Source organism: Rhizobium laguerreae (assembly GCF_019778565.1).
GTDB lineage: Bacteria > Pseudomonadota > Alphaproteobacteria > Rhizobiales > Rhizobiaceae > Rhizobium > Rhizobium laguerreae.
Map to the genome: position 1 here is coordinate 301539 of NZ_JAAXQT010000001.1, position 22097 is coordinate 323635.

Annotated in this window: 21 protein-coding genes and 1 pseudogene; 12 read left to right on the forward strand and 10 right to left on the reverse strand. The window is 61.3% G+C overall.

What is annotated here, in order from left to right; genetic code table 11:
- Window positions 1-37: 37 nt before the first annotated feature.
- Together HFO71_RS01445 and HFO71_RS01450 are read right to left on the reverse strand one after the other, a co-directional pair.
- Window positions 38-517, reverse strand: coding sequence for a GNAT family N-acetyltransferase (locus HFO71_RS01445; RefSeq protein ID WP_168259078.1), 480 nt, complete (start codon window positions 515-517; stop codon window positions 38-40).
- Between the two features lie 286 nt (window positions 518-803).
- Window positions 804-1817 (reverse strand): extensin-like domain-containing protein, encoded by a 1014-nt coding sequence (locus HFO71_RS01450; RefSeq protein ID WP_221987498.1) that lies wholly within the window; start codon window positions 1815-1817, stop codon window positions 804-806.
- A gap of 210 nt (window positions 1818-2027) precedes the next feature.
- Between HFO71_RS01450 and HFO71_RS01455 the strand changes: the two genes are divergently transcribed.
- The 6 genes from HFO71_RS01455 to queF all read left to right on the forward strand — a co-directional run bounded on the left by HFO71_RS01455 (window position 2028) and on the right by queF (window position 9328).
- Entirely contained in the window at window positions 2028-4286 is a 2259-nt protein-coding gene (locus HFO71_RS01455; protein WP_131639619.1) for a TonB-dependent hemoglobin/transferrin/lactoferrin family receptor, read from the forward strand.
- 265 nt (window positions 4287-4551) lie between these two features.
- Complete coding sequence (locus HFO71_RS01460; protein ID WP_077978934.1) at window positions 4552-6741, forward strand: anthranilate synthase; 2190 nt, start codon at window positions 4552-4554, stop codon at window positions 6739-6741.
- Between the two features lie 127 nt (window positions 6742-6868).
- Complete coding sequence (locus HFO71_RS01465; protein ID WP_017961519.1) at window positions 6869-7108, forward strand: hypothetical protein; 240 nt, start codon at window positions 6869-6871, stop codon at window positions 7106-7108.
- Window positions 7109-7123: 15 nt separating this feature from the next.
- Window positions 7124-7795 carry a DUF2161 domain-containing phosphodiesterase gene (locus tag HFO71_RS01470; protein ID WP_077978933.1) on the forward strand — a complete coding sequence of 224 codons (672 nt, stop codon included), beginning with the start codon at window positions 7124-7126 and terminating at the stop codon, window positions 7793-7795.
- 154 nt (window positions 7796-7949) lie between these two features.
- Entirely contained in the window at window positions 7950-8864 is a 915-nt protein-coding gene (gene emfA, locus HFO71_RS01475) for a CDF family cation efflux transporter EmfA (protein ID WP_077978932.1), read from the forward strand.
- A complete protein-coding gene (queF, locus tag HFO71_RS01480) occupies window positions 8864-9328 on the forward strand; it encodes a preQ(1) synthase (RefSeq protein WP_077978931.1) in 465 nt (154 codons plus the stop codon). Before emfA ends, queF begins: the two co-directional genes overlap by 1 nt.
- A 126-nt stretch (window positions 9329-9454) precedes the next feature.
- Here queF and HFO71_RS01485 read toward each other — a convergent pair whose 3' ends face one another.
- A complete protein-coding gene (locus HFO71_RS01485; protein ID WP_077978930.1) occupies window positions 9455-10243 on the reverse strand; it encodes a DUF2076 domain-containing protein in 789 nt (262 codons plus the stop codon).
- Window positions 10244-10474: 231 nt separating this feature from the next.
- Here HFO71_RS01485 and HFO71_RS01490 point away from each other — a divergent pair, with 231 nt between their 5' ends.
- From HFO71_RS01490 to leuA, 3 genes are all read left to right on the forward strand, one after another.
- Window positions 10475-11059: an ATP-dependent Clp protease proteolytic subunit gene (locus tag HFO71_RS01490; protein WP_077978929.1), complete on the forward strand. Its 585-nt coding sequence runs from the start codon at window positions 10475-10477 to the stop codon at window positions 11057-11059.
- 161 nt (window positions 11060-11220) lie between these two features.
- Complete coding sequence (locus HFO71_RS01495) at window positions 11221-12450, forward strand: benzoate/H(+) symporter BenE family transporter (protein ID WP_077978928.1); 1230 nt, start codon at window positions 11221-11223, stop codon at window positions 12448-12450.
- A 429-nt stretch (window positions 12451-12879) separates the two neighbouring features.
- Entirely contained in the window at window positions 12880-14631 is a 1752-nt protein-coding gene (gene leuA, locus HFO71_RS01500; RefSeq protein ID WP_077978927.1) for a 2-isopropylmalate synthase, read from the forward strand.
- A gap of 61 nt (window positions 14632-14692) precedes the next feature.
- Here leuA and HFO71_RS01505 read toward each other — a convergent pair whose 3' ends face one another.
- The gene (locus HFO71_RS01505) at window positions 14693-15202 is read right to left on the reverse strand and encodes a winged helix-turn-helix transcriptional regulator (RefSeq protein ID WP_183594426.1); all 510 of its coding nucleotides are present in this window, start codon (window positions 15200-15202) and stop codon (window positions 14693-14695) included.
- Between the two features lie 5 nt (window positions 15203-15207).
- Here HFO71_RS01505 and HFO71_RS01510 point away from each other — a divergent pair, with 5 nt between their 5' ends.
- Entirely contained in the window at window positions 15208-16188 is a 981-nt protein-coding gene (locus tag HFO71_RS01510; RefSeq protein WP_131639614.1) for a quinone oxidoreductase family protein, read from the forward strand.
- Window positions 16189-16245: 57 nt separating this feature from the next.
- Here the strand turns inward: HFO71_RS01510 and HFO71_RS01515 are convergent, their stop codons facing one another.
- From HFO71_RS01515 to HFO71_RS01530, 4 genes are all read right to left on the reverse strand, one after another.
- Window positions 16246-17091, reverse strand: a complete 846-nt coding sequence (locus HFO71_RS01515) for an anti-sigma factor family protein (RefSeq protein WP_221987500.1) — start codon at window positions 17089-17091, stop codon at window positions 16246-16248.
- 2 nt (window positions 17092-17093) lie between these two features.
- A complete protein-coding gene (locus tag HFO71_RS01520) occupies window positions 17094-17603 on the reverse strand; it encodes an RNA polymerase sigma factor (RefSeq protein WP_131639613.1) in 510 nt (169 codons plus the stop codon).
- Between the two features lie 187 nt (window positions 17604-17790).
- A complete protein-coding gene (locus tag HFO71_RS01525; RefSeq protein ID WP_094088765.1) occupies window positions 17791-18351 on the reverse strand; it encodes a tetratricopeptide repeat protein in 561 nt (186 codons plus the stop codon).
- A 159-nt stretch (window positions 18352-18510) separates the two neighbouring features.
- A complete protein-coding gene (locus HFO71_RS01530; RefSeq protein ID WP_131639761.1) occupies window positions 18511-19419 on the reverse strand; it encodes a metallophosphoesterase family protein in 909 nt (302 codons plus the stop codon).
- Window positions 19420-19489: 70 nt separating this feature from the next.
- Here HFO71_RS01530 and HFO71_RS01535 point away from each other — a divergent pair, with 70 nt between their 5' ends.
- Window positions 19490-19969, forward strand: coding sequence for an NUDIX domain-containing protein (locus tag HFO71_RS01535; RefSeq protein WP_017961501.1), 480 nt, complete (start codon window positions 19490-19492; stop codon window positions 19967-19969).
- Between the two features lie 78 nt (window positions 19970-20047).
- On the opposite strand, the gene HFO71_RS01540 is transcribed toward HFO71_RS01535, so the two are convergent.
- On the reverse strand, window positions 20048-21058 hold the full coding sequence (locus HFO71_RS01540; protein ID WP_077979253.1) for a glutathione S-transferase family protein: 1011 nt from the start codon (window positions 21056-21058) through the stop codon (window positions 20048-20050).
- 266 nt (window positions 21059-21324) lie between these two features.
- On the opposite strand from HFO71_RS01540, the gene HFO71_RS01545 reads away from it, so the two are divergent.
- Window positions 21325-21888: a GNAT family N-acetyltransferase gene (locus HFO71_RS01545; protein WP_003541792.1), complete on the forward strand. Its 564-nt coding sequence runs from the start codon at window positions 21325-21327 to the stop codon at window positions 21886-21888.
- Between the two features lie 60 nt (window positions 21889-21948).
- On the opposite strand, the pseudogene HFO71_RS35695 reads toward HFO71_RS01545, so the two are convergent.
- A pseudogene (locus tag HFO71_RS35695) lies at window positions 21949-22093 on the reverse strand (GNAT family N-acetyltransferase); the annotation flags it as partial.
- Window positions 22094-22097: the final 4 nt, after the last annotated feature.

Genomic DNA, 22097 nt, shown 5'->3' on the forward strand with positions numbered 1-22097 from the left:
GAGCAAATTGGCGGCAGGTCGCAAGAGCCGTAATGAATTATCCCGTTTTGATTGTCTTGCTCATGTTGACGCCGGTGACGCGAAAGCCGGTTCCCTCGTAGACATGTTTTGCGCGCTTGTTATCCTCGGCAACACGCAACCTTATCTGCTCGAACCCCGTCCGCGCCAGTTCAGTTTCCAACGCATGCAATGCCTGTTTACCGAACCCTTTTCCCTGATGTGCAGCGAAGATATAGAAATCTTTGATGAATGCAGAGCGGCTTGCCAAATCCGGTCGGTACCAAAGATAACCCACGACGCTCTCAGCTTCCGGCGTTTGGTTTACGACACAGAACATGACCTCGCCGGGAGTATTGATGCCATGTGGCAGGTCGTTCGCGATTTCCTGTTTGGCCCGTGCCAAGGCCCGAGGGCCTGAAAGACCGTAGTTGGCCGAAATCTCGGTCGCATAATCAGTGATGAAATAATCGAGGTAAGCCGGATATTCGCTATCACGCATGGGTCTGAATGAGATCATCGTACTTCCTGGTTGTGAGCCTAAGTCCCAGCTGCATGCTAGGTAAAAAGAGATTTCCCAATCGAGATAATTGCTAGCAGTGTCAAATCTCAGGAAGCGCGGCGGCGAGATCGGCGAGCGACGGAATCTTTTGATTCCGTTGATCTAGACCCAAGCAATTGCCGAGCCATGTGAAGAAGGAGATCCGGAGTTAGCGAGTCATGATGGGCGCTCCGCCGGTTCTTCGCATTCAAGTCTAGTGGTTGGATGGCCTGATTCAAGCGGGAATCGCAAACCATTGAAATGATTAGTGACAGTAGCGATAGCCGCCCTTCCTCTCGATCACGTCGAGGTGGAAGTGGGTCTCGTGGGCGGCGTCGCTTTCGGGGTCGAGGACGGTGGTGAAGTAGAGGCAGCCGGCGGCGCTGACGGTGCGCTGGAAGGCGCCGGTCAGCGTCGGATCCTCGCGACGGGAACGGACGGCGACATCCTCGCCCTTTTCGAAATGGAAGCTTGCAACATCGATAGCGTTGCCGCGGGCATGTTCGGAGATCTTGCCGGTTCCGGCGCCGTTGCGCAGGCGGCACATATAGGACGTTGCCTGGTTGACGGTGGTGATGCGGCCCTGCTCCGGCAGGGCGGCGGAAGCCGCCGGGATGACGCTGTCCTTCATCCAGCGGGCAAGGGCGAGTGCCGCCGGGCAGCGCATCGTCGCCTCCGGCTTCAGCTTGATGCCGGGCAGGGCTTCGGAGACGACGATCGGCTTGTCGATGCCGCAGCCGTTACCGTCGTCGATGCGCGGCGTGTCCTTGAAGGCGACGCCCAAAGCCTGAAGGGCGGCCGTGCATTCGGCATGCTCGGCATCGCTTTCGGGTTCAATCGTCAGGTGTTGCTCTTCAAGTGTCTGCTCGCCGGGCGGCTTACCTTCTTCCGTCGGCGGTTGCGAGCTTTCAGGGCTGCCCGGCGGCCGTGGCGGACCTTGCATCGGTTCTGCCGGCCCGGGCTTTGACGGTGCGGCCTGCGGCGCTGGCGGCTGGCTCGATACCGGTGCCTCCGGATCCTTTAGATCGGGTTTCGGCTGAGGGGCCGGGACCTCTTCAGGCGGGGGCGGTTCCGCCTTTTCCGAGGACGGGGAGGTGGGGCTGGTCGCCTGTCTGGCATCTGGCCGAGGTTCGGGCATCGGGCCTTGCGCAGGCAGGCGGGCGCCGGCAAGAAAGGCGGTAGCGGCGAGAAGGATCGCCAATGTCGAAAGTTTTCTCAACGCGTCCGAATCCTCGTATCCGTGGCCAAAGACAACGCATGAGGGCGTCTTTCGTTGCAATTGTGCAACGTCCTTGAAGATCGCTAAAACTTGACTGATATATTCAACATAAAGCTGACGACTTATGTTGACAATCCTCCTCATGTTTTTTATGCGGCAAAAAGAAGGCGGAATTCTGCTCCGCCTCCATCCGTAAAAGCCCAGCCAGCCCCTCGAGCGTGCGACACGCCACGACCAGCCAGCCCGGTAATCATCATGAGAGGGTAGGTTATGATCGTCCGGCATTGGCGCTCGGTTCTATTGGTCTGCACGGCAGCCACAATTGTTCTTCCTGTTTCGCAGTCTTTCGCGCAAAGCGCTACGGCAGCCACGCCGCAAGCCGCGACGGAGGACAGCACCGTCCTGGAGAAGATCGTCGTCAAGGGCAAACGTGTGGCGCCTGGCAGCGTCGCCGACACGCCGCTGGCGACCGAGATCACTGCCAAGCAGCTCGAAGAAAAGCAGGTTACCAATTTTGACGATATCGGCCGCAGCGTCGATGCAGGCGTAAATTATTCGCGTGGTGACGCAGGCTTCAACCTGCGCGGCCTTTCCGGCGCTCGCATCCTGACCACCATCGACGGCATTCCGATACCTTATATTTCGAACAGCTCGCGCCAGGGGGCCTTTGCGCCGGCCAACGCCAACGGCGGCGGCGACACCTTCGATTTCGATTCACTGTCCTCGCTCGATATCGTGCGCGGCGCGGATTCGAGCAAGGGCGGTTCCGGCATGCTCGGCGGCGCCATCGTTCTCAATACGCTGGAGCCGGAGGATCTTATTCCCGAAGGCCGCGATTGGGGTGCGATCGTCAAGTCGACCTATGACAGCGAAGACCGCAGCATTTCCGGCTCGGCCGCCGCTGCCAAGAAGATCGGCAACACGTCGGTCCTCTTTCAGGGCGGCTACCGCAAGGGCCATGAACGCGACAATATGGGCGACAACGACAGCTACGGTGCTCTTCGCACCGAGGCGAATCCGGCTGATTTCGATCAGAACAACCTGCTCTTCAAACTGCGCCAGGAGCTGGAAGGCGGCCATCGCATCGGCTTGACGGCGGAACGATTCCGCCGCGATCTTAAGACCGACCTACGCCAACTCCAGGGAGGCACGAGTCCTCGCAACTTCATGATCGACAATTATGACGGTCGCGAACTGCGTGACCGCGATCGCGTATCGCTCGATTATGATTATGAAGCCCAGTCCTCCGACGCGTTCTTCAGCAGTGCGCGTGCCACGCTCTATTGGCTGGATTTGAAGAAGGAAGCCGGCAGCAGGGGCCGTACGACCGCCAATGTGGCCTATGGACGTAACAACGAGATTGAAAACGAAACCTGGGGCTTCAGTGGCACGGCAACGAAGGATTTCGAATATTCCGGTCTCAGCCACTCTCTTCGCATTGGCCTCGACGTCGGCGTTTCCAGCTGGAGCCAGTATAGCTGGGCCCTTTGCCCCACACCGACGACCTGCCCGTCGCTGAACAATCAGGCGGAAGTGCCCAATGTCGACAGCCAGAATTTTGGGCTTGTGGTCGAAGACAAGATCGAAGTCGGCAATACCGGCTTCGCGCTGACACCCGGCTTCCGCTTCGACTGGTTCAACTACAATCCCTCGACCGGCGGGAGTTTCGCAAGCAATACCGGGCTTACCCGTTTCGGGGACGTGAACGACCGAACTGAAGCCGGTCTGTCGCCGAAGATTCTTGCCACATACGACCTGACCCCTGACGTGCAGCTCTACATGCAGCTGGCAGTCGGCTTCCGCGCACCCACCGTGGACGAACTCTACAGCCGATTCTACAACCCGACGGGCCGCTACGCCCAGCTCGGCAATCCTGATCTGGAACCCGAAATCGGCCGCGGCGTCGAAATCGGCGCCAATTTTGACACGGGCGATTTCACCGGCCGGGTCGCGGCCTTCCACACCCGCTACCAGAACTTTATCGAGACGGTGCCAAGCGTCGACGCGACCGGCTTTACGGAATTCAACTACACGAACGTGTCTGCGGCCACGATCTCCGGTATTGAAGCCAGCGCCGCCAAGACATTCAATAACGGCATAAATCTGCATGCGTCACTTGCCTATGCCTATGGCAGAAATGATGAAACCACTCAGCGCCTACGCTCGGTGGCACCGTTCAAGGCGATCGTCGGCGGCGGCTGGAGCAACGAGAATTTCGGCTTCGATCTTTCTTCGACGCTGTCGGCCGGCATGCTCACCGACCATCTCGATACGCCCCTCAGCAACACCAACGACACGACCTTCGATGCGCCCGGTTACGCAATCGTCGACCTGACTGGCTGGTGGACGCCGGAACAGGTGCCGGGCCTGCGCGTGCAGGCAGGCGTCTACAACATCTTTGATCAGGAACATTACAACGCGCTCGCCGTGCGCGAGGTCAATCTGAGCTCGGCGACGGCGTCCCAGCCGCGGGAGTGGTATTCGGAGCCGGGCCGTACGTTCAAGGTCTCGATCACCAAGACTTTCTGATCGCGATCACACCTTCAAGGCTGGGGTGGGGCGGCTTTCGGGCCGCCCTATTTCAATCCTGCAATCGCCTCTTGCGCGACGGCGGATCTCAAGCTAACAATTTTCCCATGATCAAGTCCTTGAACATTGCTGTTTGGTGGTGGGTTCGCTAAGGCGGCCTCGACCAATCGTGTCCAAAGACGACGAGTGAGCCGCCCGAAACTTCGAGGCGGCTTTTTTTGTTTATGGCCGCCTGTCGTCCGGGCCCCGATAACGGAGTGGAACAATGGTAACGATCCTGCGGGATGATGGTGCGGAAATCTACGAGACCAAGGGCGGCATATCAGTCACGCGGCAGCGGCGGGCGATCCCCTACGGCGATGCGGTCTCTTCCTATGTCGACAAGCTCGACGAGCGCCGCGGCGCGGTGTTTTCGTCGAACTACGAATATCCCGGCCGCTATACGCGCTGGGATACCGCCGTCGTCGATCCGCCGCTCGGCATCTCTTCCTTCGGGCGCGACGTCTGGATCGAGGCCTATAATGAACGCGGCGAGGTGATCCTCGGCTTCGTGAGCGAGCGGCTGAAGACCGTGTCCGACATCGTGCTCGGCGCTTCCTCGGCCCGCCGCCTCGACCTCACCGTCAAGACGCCGGACCGGGTGTTCACCGAGGAAGAACGTTCGAAGATGCCGACGGTCTTCACCGTGCTGCGCGCCGTCACCGACCTGTTTTATTCGCAGGCGGATGCGAGCCTCGGGTTCTACGGCGCCTTCGGATACGACATCGCCTTCCAGTTCGACGCGATCGATCTGAAGCTGACGCGACCCTCCGACCAGCGCGACATGGTGCTCTACCTGCCGGACGAGATCCTCGTCGTCGACAACTACGCCGCCAAGGCCTGGGTCGACCGTTACGACTTCGAAAAAGACGGCGTGACGACCGAGGGCAAGGCCCAAGATATCGCAGCGGAGCCCTTCAAACACACGGATGCCATTCCGCCGAAGAGCGATCACCGGCCGGGCGAATATGCCGAGCTCGTCACCAAGGCGAAGGAAAGTTTCCGCAAGGGCGACCTTTTCGAAGTCGTGCCCGGGCAGAAATTCATGGAGCGCTGCGACAGCAAGCCGTCCGACATTTCAAAGCGGCTGAAGGCGATCAATCCCTCGCCTTATTCCTTCTTCATCAATCTCGGCCATCAGGAATATCTGGTCGGCGCCTCGCCCGAAATGTTCGTGCGCGTTTCCGGCCGTCGCATCGAGACCTGCCCGATTTCGGGGACGATCAAGCGCGGCGACGACCCAATCGCCGACAGCGAGCAGATCCTGAAGCTCCTGAATTCCAAGAAGGACGAGTCCGAGCTCACCATGTGCTCGGATGTCGACCGCAACGACAAAAGCCGTGTCTGCGAGCCGGGCTCGGTCAAGGTGATCGGCCGCCGGCAGATCGAGATGTATTCGCGCCTTATCCACACGGTCGACCATATCGAAGGGCGGCTGCGCGACGACATGGACGCTTTCGACGGTTTCCTCAGCCACGCCTGGGCCGTCACCGTCACCGGCGCCCCCAAGCTCTGGGCGATGCGCTTCATCGAGAGCCATGAAAAAAGCCCGCGCGCCTGGTATGGCGGGGCGATCGGCATGGTCGGCTTCAACGGCGACATGAATACCGGCCTGACGCTGCGCACCGTGCGCATCAAGGATGGTATCGCCGAAGTGCGCGCCGGTGCGACGCTGCTCAACGATTCCATTCCTGACGAAGAAGAAGCCGAAACAGAACTGAAGGCCTCTGCCATGCTTTCCGCCATACGAGACGCCAAGACGGGCAATTCCGGCAGGATCCAGCGCGACGTTGCGAGCGTCGGCAAGGGCGTCAGCATCCTGCTCGTCGATCACGAAGACAGCTTCGTCCACACGCTCGCCAATTACTTCCGCCAGACGGGCGCGACGGTTTCGACCGTGCGTACGCCGGTGCCGGAGGAAATCTTCGACCGGCTGAACCCGGACCTCGTCGTGCTGTCGCCCGGACCCGGAACGCCCAAGGATTTCGACTGCAAGGCGACGATCAAGAAGGCGCGGGCGCGCAACCTGCCGATCTTCGGCGTCTGCCTCGGTCTGCAGGCTCTGGCGGAAGCCTATGGCGGGGAACTGCGCCATCTGGCGCTGCCGATGCACGGCAAGCCCTCGCGCATCCGCGTGCTGGAGCCGGGCATCGTCTTCTCCGGCCTTGCCAAGGAGGTGACGGTCGGCCGCTACCACTCGATCTTCGCCGACCCCTCGACGCTGCCGCGCGAGTTCATCATCACGGCGGAAAGCGACGACGGCACGATCATGGGCATCGAACACGCCAAGGAACCGATCGCCGCGGTGCAGTTCCATCCGGAGTCGATCATGACGCTCGGCGGCGATGCCGGGATGCGGATGATCGAAAATGTCGTGGCGCATCTGGCGCGCAAGGTGAAGACGAAGGCTGCCTAAGGATTTCGCCGGTTATTTGGCCTGCCCTTTCCCCGACTGCGGGGAGGGGCAGGCCGTTTTCGAAAGGCCGGTTGACTTCTTCAGGCAAATCAGAACATTTCAGGAACGATCAATCGGGATATTCGACGTGGCCAATGCTGAAAAGTTCATCGTTCTTCCCTATCGCAAGAACCGCGGCAATCTCGTCCCCGGTGAAATGCGCCAGGCATCGAACTCCGTCAGCGCGGAGAAAATCGCCTCGGCGATGTCGGAGCGTTTCGTCGGCGTGGCGGCTTATGCCGTGATCGTCGATGAGGAAACCGGGGATATGTCCTCGCCGCGGCTGCTTGCAAAATACGGTGAGATTGCCGATCTCAACGCCGCCTGAGGCGCAGTTTTCACTATGGAGACGTCGCTCTACTTGCCGGTTAAAGCTTTCCTGGAGGCGGCGGGTTATGTCGTAAAGGGTGAGGTCGGCGGGTGCGATCTCGTGGGCCTCAGCGATGCCGAGCCGCTGGTTGTGGTGGTCTGCGAACTCAAGCTCTCCTTCAACCTCGAACTGCTTCTCCAGGCGGTCGACCGCGCGGCGATGAGCGATGAGGTCTGGATCGCGGCCCGCGTCTCCGCCAAGGGTCGGGGGCGGGAGACCGACAAACGCTATCGCGATCTCTGCCGCAGGCTTGGCATCGGCATGCTCGGCGTCTCCGATGCCGGCGAGGTCAGCATCATCGTCAGTTCCGTCTCGCCGATGCCGCGAACCAATCCCAAGCGGCGCACGCGCCTCGTCAAGGAGCATCAGCGCCGCCACGGCGATCCCGCCGTCGGCGGCAGCACGCGGGCGCCAATCATGACCGCCTATCGTCAGCAGGTGCTGCTCTGCGCCGCCGCAATCGAGCGTGGGGTCGGGCGGCCGCGGGATATGAAGGCTCAGGTGCCCAATGCCGGCCGAATCCTGCTCGATAACGTCTACGGATGGTTCGAACGCAAGGACAAGGGCGTCTACGCCCTGACGCCTGCAGGGCAGGCCGCGCTCTTGCGCTGGCCGCAGACTATTCTCTCAGAGCCTGCTCCTTGAGCTACGCGGCAGGGGAACCTCATTGCCCTTTGACAAATCCGCCGTCTTCCCCCATATCACCTTCAACTGAACCGCCTGCGCGACATTCGCGTGGGCGGTTTTGCGTTTCAACGGCTTGAAAGCTGCAATTCATTCGCAACCGCAGGGGAACGATATGAGTGACAACGGCGATCTTACGGTTCGGAAGCTGGCGATGTGGGGGATTCCGCTGTCGCTCGGCGTCATGGGGCTGAAGATGGTGGCGTGGTGGGTCACCGGGTCGGTGGCGCTGCTGTCGGACGGGCTCGAATCGTCGGTCAACGTCGTTGCCGCCTTCATCGCCTTCTTTGTCATCCGCTATGCGCAGAAGCCGGCTGACCACGACCATCCCTTCGGTCATCACAAGGCGGAATATCTGTCTGCCGTCACCGAGGGCGTGCTGATCGTCGTCGCTGCCCTGCTAATCGTCAACGAAGCTGTTGGTTATCTCGCCGAGCCACGCATGCTGGATGCACCTGTGCTCGGCCTTGCGATCAACTTCGCGGCCGGTGTCATCAATGCGATCTGGGCGCGGTTGCTGATCCGGACTGGACGCAGACATCGCTCGGCAGCGCTCTCGGCGGATGGACAGCATATCATGTCCGATGTCGTGACCTCCGTTGGGGTGCTCGTCGGCCTGCTGCTGGCGCTGGCAACGGGATATGCGATCTTCGACCCGGTGCTTGCCATTCTCGTTGCCGTCAACATCCTCTATCAGGGCTGGAGGGTAATCTCGCAATCGATTGGCGGGCTGATGGACCAGGCGGTCGAACCGCAGGAGGAGGAAGCGATCAAACAGGCGATTGCCACCCACGCGGAGGGTTCGATCGGCGTGCATGATCTGAAAACGAGGCGGGCGGGCACCGTCACCTTCATCGATTTCCACATGGTGGTGCCCGGCGGGATGTCGGTGCGGCAGGCGCATGATATATGCGACCGCCTTGAGGATGCCATCAGGGCGGTGCACGAGGGCGCCACAATCGCCATTCATGTGGAGCCGGAGGGCGAAAAGGCCCATGGCATCCGCGTCAAAGTCGTGAAGGAGGTATAATGCCGAGTACCGATGTTTCCAGCCTGTCGATGCTGGGTCAGCAAACCGAAACCGCGCAATCGCCAGAGGAGGCGGTGCTTGAAAAAGTGCCGTCCAATCATGCCGGCACCGATTACGTCGTGCGCTTCACCGCGCCGGAATTCACCTCGCTCTGCCCGATGACCGGGCAGCCGGATTTCGCTCATATCGTCATTGACTACATTCCGGGCGAATGGCTGGTGGAATCGAAGTCGCTGAAGCTCTTCCTGCATTCCTTCCGCAATCACGGCGCTTTCCACGAGGATTGCTCGATCTACATCGCCAAGCGCATCGTCGAGCTGCTCGATCCCAGGTGGCTCAGGATCGGCGCCTACTGGTATCCACGCGGCGGCATCCCGATCGACGTCTTCTGGCAAACGGACAAGCCGCCGGAAGGCGTGTGGCTGCCGGAACAGGGCGTTGCCACCTACCGCGGCCGTGGGTGAGCCGCGGTCGGGCGCAGCCCGAGCAATCGATCCAGTGAATCGATTGCAGCGGCGAACGCCCTGAGCTTAGAGCGAAGGGCCGGGCAACGGTGCGGCAACCGCTGCCCATCTCTACCCCGCTAGATCTCACACATCCGTAACATCGTCGCCGGACGAGTCGTCGGTGGAATCGCTGCCGCCTTCGTAATCGGCCTGCTGCAGGTTGGCATTGTTATCATCGCCTGTGTTGTCGGAGGCCTGACGGGTGTCGTCATTGCCGTAATAGTTGTTGATGACGGTTTCCTCGGTCGGTGCGCTGGCATTGCCGAGGGGATTGGCGCCGAACGGCGAACCCAAGCCGAGCGAGGACATGTGGTTGCCGAAGATGCCGCTCAGCGAATTGGCAAGCAGCATGCCGCCGGCCACGCCCGCTGCCGTGCCGAGCGCGCCGTGCAGGAAGCTGCCGCCCGCCGACGGCGCAGAGGCCTGCTGGCTCCAGGGGCCGGTCGGCTGCTGCTGGGGCTGGGGCTGGCGGACATTGCCGTCGCCGCGGGGATCGTCATAGTCGCGGGATTGCTGGCCCCAGGGACCAGGATTGGAGGGGCCGGGATTGGAGGGAACTGGGGCCGGCTGCTGCGTCTGGGTGTTGCCGAAGATCGAGCTCAAGAAGCCGCCGCCCTGTTCGGCCTGGCGGTGTTCGCTCTCGCCGGCTTCCAGCTGGCGGACATGCTCTTCGAGTTGCTTGATGTGGTTGGCAGCCGCCTCCAGCCCCTTTTCCTGAACGATGACGGCCTGGGCGAGATAATAGGTGGCGGAGGGCTGTTCGCGCGTCGCCTGGTCGATCAGGGCTTCGGCATCGCGGTCGCGCGGCGTGGCCGCAGCGGTGCGTACGCGGTCGAAGAGGGCGGTCAGCAATTGGCGTTCTTCGGGTGACATTGTCCTGCCTCCTAGTGATCTGATGCGGCGTTTGCCGCGTGAGGCTGAGGTAGGAACCGATTTGGGCTTTTCAAAGCCTTTCGCCGTTACAATTCAGTAAGGCTTGCAGAACGGCGCGCGGCTTCTTAAGGATATCTCCATCGCTTCGGTGCCTTGTGTTTTTCCCGCATTGTTTTAGGCATTGAGTCGCACTATGTGCGAGGAACCCGAATTCATCTCCAAGAGGTTCGAATGAACGACGAAGACCAGGACGACAAGACGAAGGAACTGCCGCTCGGCAAGGAAACGGAGGCGAATCTTTTCAAGTCGCGTTCGATCTTCATCTACGGACCGATCAATCAGGAATTGGCGCAGAAGGTCTGCTCGCAGCTCGTGGCGCTTGCCGCGGCCAGCGACGAGGACATCCGTATCTATGTCAATTCGCCCGGCGGCCACGTCGAATCCGGCGATTCCATCCATGACATGATCAAGTTCATCAAGCCGAAGGTCTGGATGATCGGTACCGGTTGGGTTGCCTCGGCCGGCGCGCTGATCTATGTCGCCACTCCGAAGGAGCGGCGACTGTGCCTGCCGAACACGCGCTTCCTGCTGCATCAGCCCTCCGGCGGCACGCGTGGCATGGCATCCGACATCGAAATCCAGGCGCGCGAGATCATCAAGATGAACGAGCGCCTGAACAGGATCATGGCGGAGGCCACCGGCCAGCCGCTCGACAAGATCGACAAGGATACGGATCGCGACTACTGGCTTTCGGCCGAAGAGGCGAAGGAGTATGGCCTCGTATCACGGATCGTGACGTCGCAAGCCGAGATCTAAGTTTTCTCAGCCAAAGCTGCCAAGAACCCGCCCTTGCCTGCCGATCGCAAGTGAGGGCGTTCTGTTTTCGGATAGTGCTGAACGGAGATGATCTTCCAGCGGCAAGGTCCGAACGGAAAGCAATGAATCCGGACTTGCGCCTGGGACAACCATCATGCTCCATGCGCCATTCGCGCAGCTCGAGTCCCGCCATGCTCAAAGATTTTTCCGTCCAAGCCCTGTTCATGGGGCTGCTGACCGCCTTCGTCGGTTCCGCCAGTTCCTTCGCCGTTGTGCTGCACGGGTTGCAGGCGGTCGGCGCTACGGATGTACAGGCGGCTTCCGGGCTGATGGCATTGTCGATTTCCATGGGCGTCTGCGCGATCGTGCTGAGTGCGGTAACCAGATTGCCGGTCAGCATCGCCTGGTCGACGCCGGGCGCCGCGCTGCTGGCAAGCACCGGGACGATCGAGGGCGGCTTCAATGCGGCGGTCGGGGCATTCCTGATCTGTGCTGCGCTGATTATCGTTGCGGGACTGTTCAAGCCGCTCGGGCGAGCGGTTGCCGCCATTCCGGCACCACTCGCCAATGCGATGCTCGCCGGCGTGCTGATCGGCCTCTGCTTCGCGCCGGTTAAGGCGATCGGCTTCAATCCGCTGTTCGGCCTGCCGATCGTCGTCGCCTGGATCGTCGTCGGCGCCTTCAAGCGGCTCTGGGCGGTGCCGGCAGCACTCGCGGCTTTCGTGCTGGTGCTCGCCTTCGGCGTCGATATCGCTGACGGTGCGCTAGTCTCGCTGGAACGATCATTGGTGCCGACGGCGGAGATCGTCCGGCCGGTGTTCAATCTTGCCGGCCTCATCTCGATCGCGTTGCCGCTCTTCATCGTCACCATGGCCTCGCAGAACATTCCGGGTATTGCGGTGCTGAAGGTCAACCACTACGATCCGAAGCCTGGTCCGCTCTTTGCCGTCACCGGCTTCTTTTCGCTGCTCTCGGCGCCGTTCGGCGGCCACGCCGTCAATCTGGCGGCCATCACCGCGGCGATGTGCGCCGGACAGGATGCCCATGCCGATCCGAAGCGGCGCTATTGGGCGTCACTGATCGCCGGCGTCGGTTATATCATCCTCGGGTTGCTCGCCGGCGCGGTGACGGCCTTCGTCGCGCTCGCCCCTTCGATCCTGATCGAGGCGGTGGCGGGGCTGGCGCTGGTCGGCGCCTTCTCGTCCTCGGCGATGTCGGCCTTCCAGGCGCCGGACTCGCGCGAGGCGGCGGCAATCACCTTCCTCGTCACCGCATCCGGCGTTTCCTTCGGCGGTATTTCCGGCGCCTTCTGGGGCCTGATCGCCGGTGGGCTGATGCTCGCGCTGTCGCGGCTGGTGAAGATTTGGAAAGACCGAGCTCAGTCGAGGTAGCGGAAGGTCGTTCTGCTCTGCAAATGCCGGATCCTGGCGCTTTCAGGCAACTCCGCCGGCAATAGGCGGGCAGTTCGTCGACCGTTGGCGACGACCAAAAGCCGGGCAAGGACTTGCCAGCGTCACCGCCCGAGGTTATAAGCGCGGTCATGAAGACCACTGGCGCCAGAATTTCTGACACGATTGCACGCGGCCGCATCGCCCTGCGTGACGTCTCGCGCGCCCTGACCTCGCTTCTTCTCCTCGGCCTTACGCGCGGTTGCCGGGTCCTTTGAGGAGCGCCCGGCGGCCGAAAGCCCGCCCGGCCATCGCTCCTCGCGACTCACTTTCAAAATTGACCTAACGACCGACAAGGTCCGCATTTGTTTATCGCCAAGCCTTACGTGATCGGCTAAGAGCGGGCAAATGCCGGGACGAGGAGACGATACGATGGATGCGAAGACGCAATCCCCCCGAGATAAGATGGCCTCCAAGTGCGAGATGAGCTCCGCTAAAGGCATGCCCGACGCCGCGGTGAAATACCGGGCCTATCCGCAGGTGAATATTCCCGACCGCACATGGCCGACGAAGACCATTACCAAGGCACCGGTCTGGTGCTCTGTCGACCTGCGCGACGGTAACCAGGCGCTCGTCGACCCGATGGGCCACGATCGCAAGGCGCGCATGTTCCATTTGCTGATCGAGATGGGCTTCAAGGAAATCGAGATCGGTTTCCCCTCGGCTTCGCAGACCGATTTCGACTTTGCCCGCTGGTGTGTGGAGGAGGGCAATGTGCCCGACGACGTCTCCCTGCAGGTGTTGGTGCAGTGCCGCCCGGAACTCATCACACGCACCTTCGAGGCGCTTGAAGGCGCAAACCGGCCGATCGTGCACTTCTACAACTCCACCAGCGAGCTGCAGCGCCGCGTCGTCTTTGCCAAGGATGTGCAGGGCATCAAGCAGATCGCCGTCGATGCCGCCAAGATGATCACCGATATGGCCACGAAGGCCGGCGGCGGTTACCGTTTTGAATATTCTCCGGAGAGCTTTACCGGCACCGAACTCGATGTGGCGCTGGAGATCTGCAATGCCGTCATCGAGGTCGTCAAGCCGACGCCCGATAACAAGCTGATCATCAACCTGCCGTCCACCGTCGAGATGGCGACGCCGAACGTCTATGCCGACCAGATCGAATGGATGTGCCGCAACCTCGACAATCGCGAGAATCTGATCGTTTCGCTGCATCCGCATAACGATCGCGGCACCGGCATTGCCGCTGCCGAACTGGCACTGCTGGCAGGTGCCGACCGCGTCGAAGGCACGCTGTTCGGCAATGGCGAGCGCACCGGCAATGTCGACATGGTGACGATGGCGCTGAACATGTTCACGCAAGGCGTCGATCCCGAGATCGATTGCTCGAATATCGAGCGCATCAAGGAAGTGTTCGAATATTCGAACCAGATGGTGATCGGCGAGCGTCATCCTTACGTCGGCGAGCTGGTCTATACGGCCTTCTCCGGCTCGCATCAGGACGCGATCAACAAGGGTATGAAGGCAGCACAGGTCGCCAATCATCCCGTGTGGGAAGTTCCGTACCTGCCGATTGATCCGCGCGATGTCGGTCGTTCCTACGAGGCGATCATCCGCATCAACTCTCAGTCTGGCAAGGGCGGCATCGCCTATATCCTGCAGCAGGATTACGGGCTGAACCTGCCGCGCAACCTGCAGGTGGAATTCCGCGAGGATATCCAGCGCATCACCGACGTAGAGGGCAAGGAGCTTCCGTCCCGGCGCATCTACGACCGCTTCATCGAGCGCTACGTGACGCAGCCGGAAGGGCGCCTGCGCTTCGTCGACCATCACACCTATCCCGACACTGAGCACAAGGGTCAGCGGATCGTCGCAGCCGAGATTACCGACAATGGGGAGATCAAGCGCATCGAAGGGCGCGGCAACGGTCCGATCGATGGCTTCATCAATGCGCTGTCGCATTATCTCGGCATCGAGATGTCGGTCGAGGACTATTCCGAGCATTCGCTCCAGCATGGCTCGAACGCGGCGGCGATCTCCTATGTCGAGACCTCCTATCCCGGCGGCAAACTCTTCGGCGCCGGCATCAATACCAACATCGTCGCGGCATCGCTGGAAGCGATCGTCTCGGCGGCAAACCGCGTGCTCGACGTGAAGGCCGGCAAGGCCTGATTTCGGAAAGCCTCAGGCCTCGGCCGCAATACTGCATTAAATTATGTAGAAATTCAAAGTGTTACAGCGTCCTATGCGCGTCTGAAAAGACGCGCGGCGCTGTAGCGCGGCGCGGTCTGACGATGCAGTCGGCAATCTCGCCGGCTTCATTTCGCGCCTCTGCGTGGCGCTTGCCCCATTGGCAGAGCGCCAGCAGCACCGGTTCGAGACCAAGGCCGAGTTCAGTCGCGCTGTATTTGACACGGGCGGGGACCTCGGCAAAGACTTGGCGGGCGACCAGCCCGTGCTCCTCCATCTCGCGCAGCTGCTGGATCAGCACCTTCTGGGTAATGGCGGGCATCATCCGCTTCAGTTCCGAAAGACGCTTCGGACCGGAGAAGACGTAATAGAGGATGATGGGTTTCCAGCGTCCTGAGATCACCTTCAGCGCACGCTCGACTGGCAGCTCGGGGAGTCTTTTCATCGGCTCAGCCATGGTCACCTCCTGGTGGGTATGGCACGAAAGAGTGTGTATTTTTATCTGATAGTCTATTGCTAAACCTGCCCCACGCCAATCAGACGTGAGGTTCATCTGTCATGAAAGCCGTCCAATTCACTCGCTTCGGTCCTCCCGATGTCCTCGAGGTCGTAGAACTGCCGGTTCCCGAGCTGGGGCCGGGTGAGGTTCTCATCCGCGTCCATGCGGCGGGTGTCAACTTCTTTGAGGTGCTGATGCGGGCCGACCGTTATGCCGCAACGCCCGATCTGCCGATGTTTCCCGGTGTCGAGGTCGCGGGTACGATCGAGCGAGCAGAGCCTGGTGCCGACCGCTCGCTCATTGGCATGCGGGTTGCCGTTCCTCTCTTTGCGACCGGGCGCGGTTCTGGCGGCTATGCCGAATTCGTCGCGGTCGACGGCAGGGCGGTGATGCAGCTGCCGGATGCGGTTTCTTTCGCGGCGGCTGCCGGTTTGATGGTGCAAGGGCTGACCGCGTCGCATCTCCTGCGCCGCAGTCCCGCGAAAGGCAAGAATGTTCTCGTGAGTGCGGCAGCGGGCGGTGTCGGGTCGCTGCTGGTGCAGCTCGTGAGACGTGACGGGGCGAGGATGGTGATCGCGGCGGCGAGCAGTGACGAGAAGAGGGCGCTTTCCCTGTCTCTCGGCGCCGATCATGCGGTCGATTATACGGCGTCTGGCTGGCAGGAGGACGTCAGAAGGCTGACCGGAGGGCTCGGCGCGGATATCATCTATGAAACCGTCGGCGGCGCGTTTTCAAGGGCGGCACTCGATGCGCTGGCGCCTTGCGGCGAGCTGGTGCTGGCGGCGATGGGGCGGTTCGGGCTTGAGGAGGCCGATGTCGAGCACATGCTTGATGACAATCAGTCAATCAAGGGATTTTCGCTATTGCCGCTGCTGACGCCTCAGGGGGTGCAGGAGGATCTTGCCGCGCTCTTCGAGCTTGCCGCGGCGGGTGCCCTGACGGTTATCGACGGCGGTCGTTTCCCACTGCATCAAGCGGCGGAAGCGCATCGCGCCATCGAAGGACGGCGGGCGGTCGGCAAGGTGGTGCTGGTGCCTTAAATCAAAGAAGGCGACGCACGATGTCGTGGGATACCGCTCGGCATCATGCTCCGGCAATCAGATCGCGGTGGCGATCTCCATGGCGAGCTGGCCGAGCGTTGCTTCGGCGGAGGGGCCGGCAAGCACATAGGAGGTGCCGGCATTGTGCCAGGTCACGAGGCCGATCTCGTCCTTGATCGTTTCCTTGAAGTCGTCGGTCTCCGGCGGCTGTGCGTCCTTGCGGAAGCAAATGGAGATGATGTCGCCATCGGAATTAGAATAGACGAGCTGTCCGACAGGGCGGCTATCGCCAAGGATGACGCGTGCGCCCTGGAAGGTCCAGGCTTCGGCGCTCAGATCCGGCACGCGGAAGGGCACGCCGATCGCCGTCGTCAGCCAGCTGGAGATTTCCTCGGCCTGCGAGGCGGGCACTTCGACGAGATGACGGGGCTGGCGGATCAGCAGGCGTTGAAAGGCGGTGACGTCGCCCAGCCAGTCGCTGGTATTGGCCGGTGCCGCATTGGTGGTAGCCGTGCTGGCAATCTCGTCGGCATCCGGCGCGGTGCCGACGAAATAGCCGATACCGGAACCGACGACAAAGAGGATGAGCGCGGCGGCCAGTGCCTGCGGGCCGCTCGGCGCCAGTTTCACTTGCGGGCGCGTGGCGCGCTGGGCGATCGGCGTTTTCGGCGGCTGCGTGCTCTTGATCGAGCGGACGAGGGCGAGCGGTACAGGCTCCTTCAGGATATCGTCGAGGCGGCGGCGGCCGAAATCAGCCCCGTGACGCAGCTTCTCATGCAGTCGGCGTGCATTCTCGTCGCTTGCCAGACGCTGCTCCAGTTCTTGCCGCTGTTCGGGCGAGACTTCGCCGTCGAGAAGAGCGGTGAGCTGGGCTTCGAGCGGCAATTTCCTAAGATCGAGCAAATTCAAAACCTGTGGATCGGGTGGGTGCCGGCAAGCCCGGCGAAATGCAGCCTCGCGGTCGCGAGCTGCGAGACGACGTTTGCCACCGGAATGCCCATGATGTCGGCTGCCTGCTGGTAGCTGTGGCCTTCGACGTCGACCAGCAGGAACATGCTGGAAACGCCATCCGGCATATCGGAAATCATGTGATGGATGGTGTCGGGATCGACCGTGGCCGAGCGATCGCGCGCGGCCTCGCGAATATCGGTGACGTTGCCGCGGACGGAAGCCTTCGGCTTGCGCTTGCGGTTGTCGTCGGTCCATTGCTGGCGGGCAAGGGTGTAGATCCAGCTTTCCAGCCGGCCTTCGCCGCTCCATTGATGACCTTTGGAGACGGCGCGCTGACAGACGGCCTGAACGAGTTCATCGGCCACGGCAACCTCGCCCGCGAGCGTGATCGCGAAGCGGCGAAGGCGGGGCAGGAGGCCGACGAGATCACGCCGGAGATCGATGGTCGTTGCGGGCTGACGCATTGTCTATCCAAGAAGCATTCACAATGGTTTCGCGGACGAAGGGTTCGCCGTCGGGCGCGAAACCGACTTTATCGACGCCGTCGATGCATGCGCTTTATGAAACAAGTCTCCTGCACTTCGCAAGCATCCGGTCATCTTCATCCCTCTTTCCCAAGGGATTTTCGTATTGTGGCCTGCAAAGCTTGCGTCAATATGTCTTGTAGCCGTTCAAGCTTTGCAGCAGGGAGCGATAGGCCCAGGTGCCTTCGCCGCCGCGATCACGGATTTCGACAAGCTGGACGCGAGCACCCTGGATGTCTCCCTGTTCCACCAGCGCCATGCCCATATAGGAGCGGGCGAGGATATAATTCTCATCCGCCTGCAGCGCCTTGCGGTAGTAGGACATGCCGAGTTCCATGCGGCCGGCCTTGCGGTTGGCGTAGCCGAGATAGTTCAGGACGCGCGGGTCGTTCTGGTTGCGAGCGAGATTGAGCACGGTGATGGCGTTGTCATACTGGCCGGCATAGGCAAACTCGCGGGCGAACTGATAGAGATCGTCGTCGTTGAAGCTGCTCTTCTTCGGGGTGACACATTCCTTCTTGGCCTTGTCCCAGACCTTGCCGCCGGTGCAGGTCTTGGTCGTCTGGGTCTTCGGCGGCGGATTGGTGTCATCGTTGCTGTCGCCGGCCGCGAAAGCGGCCGTGGCGATGCCGAAGGCAAAGCCGGCGGCGAGCGAAAGTCTGGACAGGTGGCGGAAAGAAAAAGTCATCGGCGCGCTCCGTTCTCAGGCAATGCAGTTGCTCGGATTGTACGCTTACCACTAAAAATACCAAGAGGGTAAGCAACCTCTGCGGCAAATGTTGCGGCGGCGGCAGGACGTCCTCGCAGATCGATTCAAGTGCTGCACAAAAAGAGTCCGGAACTGGAGCTAAGACGCGAAAATATCGGCGCTTTCCGGCATCACAGCGTCGCCAGCCCTGTTGAGGCTGAAGCGCTCGCCGCTGAGCTCCCAGGCACCGGGAGAGCCATCGATGGAGAAGAGGTTGTAGGCTGCGGGCGGCTTGATGCTGCCCGGTCCCTGCGAGGCAGAGGCGATGCCGACGACTGGCACCGGCTGCATCTGGCCGCGCAGCCAATTTAGCGTGTTCAGGTGCGTATGTCCGTGCAGCACGAGTTCGGCGCCGCCCGTCGAAATTACGGCGGCGAAGCGGCGGATGCCGATCATCCGTTTATAGAAGGCCGTGGCGCCGCGGATCGGCGGGTGATGGATCATGACGACGCGGAAGAGACCGGCTTCGCCAGCCGCACGCAGTATGTTGACAGTATCGCGGGCCTGTCGCGCGCCGAAAAAGCCAGAGGCGGCGAAGGGAGGGGTGGCGACCGCCGTCGAACAGCCGACAATCGCGACTTTGCCGCGAACGCGCAGATAAGGAAAGATATGGCGGTCGTCCTGCCATTGCGGTGGAGCGAGATCGCCGCGGACATAATCGTACCAGGCGCGCATCGACTTCTCGTAGGAGCCGGGTACATAGGCATCGTGATTGCCGGGAACGACCGACGTGTCTGCGGGATCGCCGAGCGCGCGCAGCCAGGCGGCGGCCGAGCGGATCTCGATGCCGCTCGCCAGATTGACGAGGTCCCCGGTCACGGCCAGGTGATCGGCCTGATTGGCGCGGATGTCGTCGAGCAGCAGATCCAACGTGCTGCCGAAAAGGTGCTTGCGTCGATTTCGATGCCAGTTCACAAAGCCTGTTATGCGTTTTGAAAACAGCTCTTGAATGGAAAGGCTGGGCAACGGCCCGAGGTGGACGTCGGAAATATGCGCGAGCTTGAACATTCTACGAGACATAGACCAGCTTATTGACAAATCAAACACATCCGGCGCGATGAAGAGCCGAAACGGAACAATGGTGGATAAAGAGAAGCGGCCCCCTCACATCAGGCTGGCGTTGCGCCTCCTGCATGTCTATTTCTCCTTTGCCCGCGGCATGACCGTGGGTGTCAGGGCCGCCTGCTTCGATGCGGACGGTCGTATTTTCCTGGTGCGCCACAGCTATATCGGCGGCTGGCATATGCCCGGCGGCGGACTGGAGCGCAACGAGACGGCCGAAGAAGCGCTGGTCAAGGAGCTGCGCGAGGAGGGCAACCTCAGGATCATCGGCAAACCGGAGTTGGTTCAGGTCTATTTCAACACCACGACCACAAAGCGTGACCATGTCGTGTTCTACCGGGCGACAGTCGAGCAGACCGCGCCGCGGCCGCCGGACTGGGAGATCTCCGACAGCGGCTTCTTCTCCCTCGACAGCCTGCCCGAGGGCACGACCGATGCCACCCATCGCCGTCTTGCCGAGCTTCGGGGCGAGCAGGAGCCCGACCATCGCTGGTAAGTTCATGCCCCGGCAAGTCCGCTGCATTACTTAAATCGGAATCGATTTAAGGATAAAATTATTCAGCCGTTCAAATTGTTACAGCGTCCGATGCGCGTCTGAAAAGACGCGCGGCGCTGTGGCACGGCCGTGCGGACTGTCGAGATCGAGCGCCGGGCCGACGGGAACGATGCCGGTCGGATTGATCGTCTTGTGGCTACGGTAATAGTGCTGCTTGATGTGGTTGAGGTTCACCGTCTCGGCAACGCCCGCCGTCTGGTAGAGGTCGCGAAGATAGTCAGGCAGGTTGCGGTAGTCGGCGATGCGGCGGATGTTGCACTTGAAATGGCCGACATAGACGGCATCGAAGCGCACCAGCGTGGTGAACAGGCGCCAGTCGGCCTCGGTCTGACGGTTGCCGAAGAGGTAGCGGCCCTTGCCGAGGCGTTCGTCGAGTATGTCGAGTGTTTCGAACAGCGTGACGACGTTTTCGGCATAGGCTTCCTGGGTGGTGGCAAAGCCTGCCTTGTAGACGCCGTTGTTGACGGTGTCGTAGACGGTGGTGTTCAGCGCATCGATTTCGGCGCGAAGGTCCTCGGGATAGAAATCGGCTGTCGAGCCGGTCAGCCCGTCGAAGGCGCCGTTGAACATGCGAATGATCTCGCCGGATTCGTTGTTGACGATCGTGCCGGTCTTCTTGTCCCAGAGCACAGGAACGGTGACGCGGCCGGAATAGTGCGGATCAGCCTTGACATAAACCTGCCAAAGCGCGGACGCGCCGAAGAGGTGGTCGCCGGTGGCGCCGTCGCCGACCTTGAACTCCCAGCCGTTCTCGAGCATCAGTGGATCGACGACGGAAACCGAGATCAGCTCTTCGAGCTTCTTCAGCTTGCGGAAGATCAGCGTGCGGTGCGCCCAGGGGCAGGCGAGCGAGACATAGAGATGGTAACGCCCGGCCTCGGCCTTGAAGCCGCCGCTGCCGGAAGGGCCGGCCCCGCCGTCCGGTGTCACCCAGTTGCGGAACTGCGAGGGCTGCCGCTTGAAATGGCCCTTGCTCTCCTTCGTGTCGTACCAGGCGTCGTGCCAGACGCCGTCCACCAACATTCCCATGATCTTCATTCCCTTGATTGCGTGTTGGAACGGAAGATATCGCAGATGGCAGGGCTTTACAGGCGGCAAAGATTGAACAGTGCGTCACATCGTTCGGGCACCGCATAATGCAGTGTTGCAGCGTCCTTTGTAACTCTCGAAAGGATGCGCGGCGCTGTGGTCGTGCATTTTGCGTTGGACGACGGAAATTTTTCCTGCTATCGGGCTTTTCACGATTTTCGGACCCCTGCCCTGATGTTCATTTCCAGAAACCCGCGACGACGCTGATGCTCCCGAACGCCCAAGGCGTGTTCGAGACCCATCAATCTGTCCATCCGGTTTCTGTCATCATGTACAAGCACGATCTCGTCTACCTCACTGAAGACGCGTCTCATGACGCCGCCATCGAACACATCAACGAAGAAGCCTTCGGTCCCGGCCGCTTCACCCGCGCTGCCGCGCGCATCCGTGAGCAGGGGCCTCATGATCTGTCGCTTTCCTTCATCTGCACCGATAATGGTGAGACGATCGCCTCCGTGCGCATGACGCCGGTGCTGGCCGGCACGGTGAAGGGCCATCTGCTCGGTCCGCTCGCCGTCCGCCCCTCCCACAAGAACAAGGGCATCGGCCGGGAACTGGTGCGGATTGCGGTGGAGGCGGCAAGACGCAAAGGCTCGGAAGCCGTCATCCTCGTCGGCGATCCACCCTATTACGGCCCGCTCGGCTTCGAGAAGGTTGCCTATAACGCGCTGTCTTTTCCAGGCCCGGTCGATCCGGGCCGTGTGCTCGTCGTTCCGATCGCCGAGGGCGTACACGCGCGGCTGAAGGGTACGATCGCCTGGCGCGAATGATCTTGCAACAGCCGCTACTGGCTTTTCCGGAGGAAGCTGTGCGTGCGGCTTTCCGGGTCACCTTGCCGTCGTATTGCGGATGAGGACCGCGAGCGACCGACGATCCGATGGGCCGACATCGGCGTTATTGAAGGGCCGAGAGCGCATCGATGATCACCGCCAGTTCCTCCGGCAAGGGCGAGGCGGTGAGCTCGAATTCCGGCATGAGA

Bases quoted from the DNA above. Each gene is read 5' to 3' on its own strand.
- HFO71_RS01455 (WP_131639619.1), top strand. From the start codon at position 2,028: ATGATCGTCCGGCATTGGCGCTCGGTTCTATTGGTCTGCACGGCAGCC.
- HFO71_RS01495 (WP_077978928.1), top strand. From the start codon at position 11,221: ATGCGCCATTCGCGCAGCTCGAGTCCCGCCATGCTCAAAGATTTTTCC.
- HFO71_RS01535 (WP_017961501.1), top strand. From the start codon at position 19,490: ATGGTGGATAAAGAGAAGCGGCCCCCTCACATCAGGCTGGCGTTGCGC.
- HFO71_RS01520 (WP_131639613.1), bottom strand. From the start codon at position 17,603: ATGCGTCAGCCCGCAACGACCATCGATCTCCGGCGTGATCTCGTCGGC.
- HFO71_RS01510 (WP_131639614.1), top strand. From the start codon at position 15,208: ATGAAAGCCGTCCAATTCACTCGCTTCGGTCCTCCCGATGTCCTCGAG.
- HFO71_RS01525 (WP_094088765.1), bottom strand. From the start codon at position 18,351: ATGACTTTTTCTTTCCGCCACCTGTCCAGACTTTCGCTCGCCGCCGGC.
- HFO71_RS01445 (WP_168259078.1), bottom strand. From the start codon at position 517: ATGATCTCATTCAGACCCATGCGTGATAGCGAATATCCGGCTTACCTC.
- HFO71_RS01470 (WP_077978933.1), top strand. From the start codon at position 7,124: ATGGAGACGTCGCTCTACTTGCCGGTTAAAGCTTTCCTGGAGGCGGCG.
- HFO71_RS01485 (WP_077978930.1), bottom strand. From the start codon at position 10,243: ATGTCACCCGAAGAACGCCAATTGCTGACCGCCCTCTTCGACCGCGTA.
- HFO71_RS01530 (WP_131639761.1), bottom strand. From the start codon at position 19,419: ATGTTCAAGCTCGCGCATATTTCCGACGTCCACCTCGGGCCGTTGCCC.
- HFO71_RS01545 (WP_003541792.1), top strand. From the start codon at position 21,325: ATGCTCCCGAACGCCCAAGGCGTGTTCGAGACCCATCAATCTGTCCAT.
- HFO71_RS01460 (WP_077978934.1), top strand. From the start codon at position 4,552: ATGGTAACGATCCTGCGGGATGATGGTGCGGAAATCTACGAGACCAAG.
- HFO71_RS01490 (WP_077978929.1), top strand. From the start codon at position 10,475: ATGAACGACGAAGACCAGGACGACAAGACGAAGGAACTGCCGCTCGGC.
- HFO71_RS01540 (WP_077979253.1), bottom strand. From the start codon at position 21,058: ATGGGAATGTTGGTGGACGGCGTCTGGCACGACGCCTGGTACGACACG.
- emfA (WP_077978932.1), top strand. From the start codon at position 7,950: ATGAGTGACAACGGCGATCTTACGGTTCGGAAGCTGGCGATGTGGGGG.
- HFO71_RS01505 (WP_183594426.1), bottom strand. From the start codon at position 15,202: ATGAACCTCACGTCTGATTGGCGTGGGGCAGGTTTAGCAATAGACTAT.
- leuA (WP_077978927.1), top strand. From the start codon at position 12,880: ATGGATGCGAAGACGCAATCCCCCCGAGATAAGATGGCCTCCAAGTGC.
- queF (WP_077978931.1), top strand. From the start codon at position 8,864: ATGCCGAGTACCGATGTTTCCAGCCTGTCGATGCTGGGTCAGCAAACC.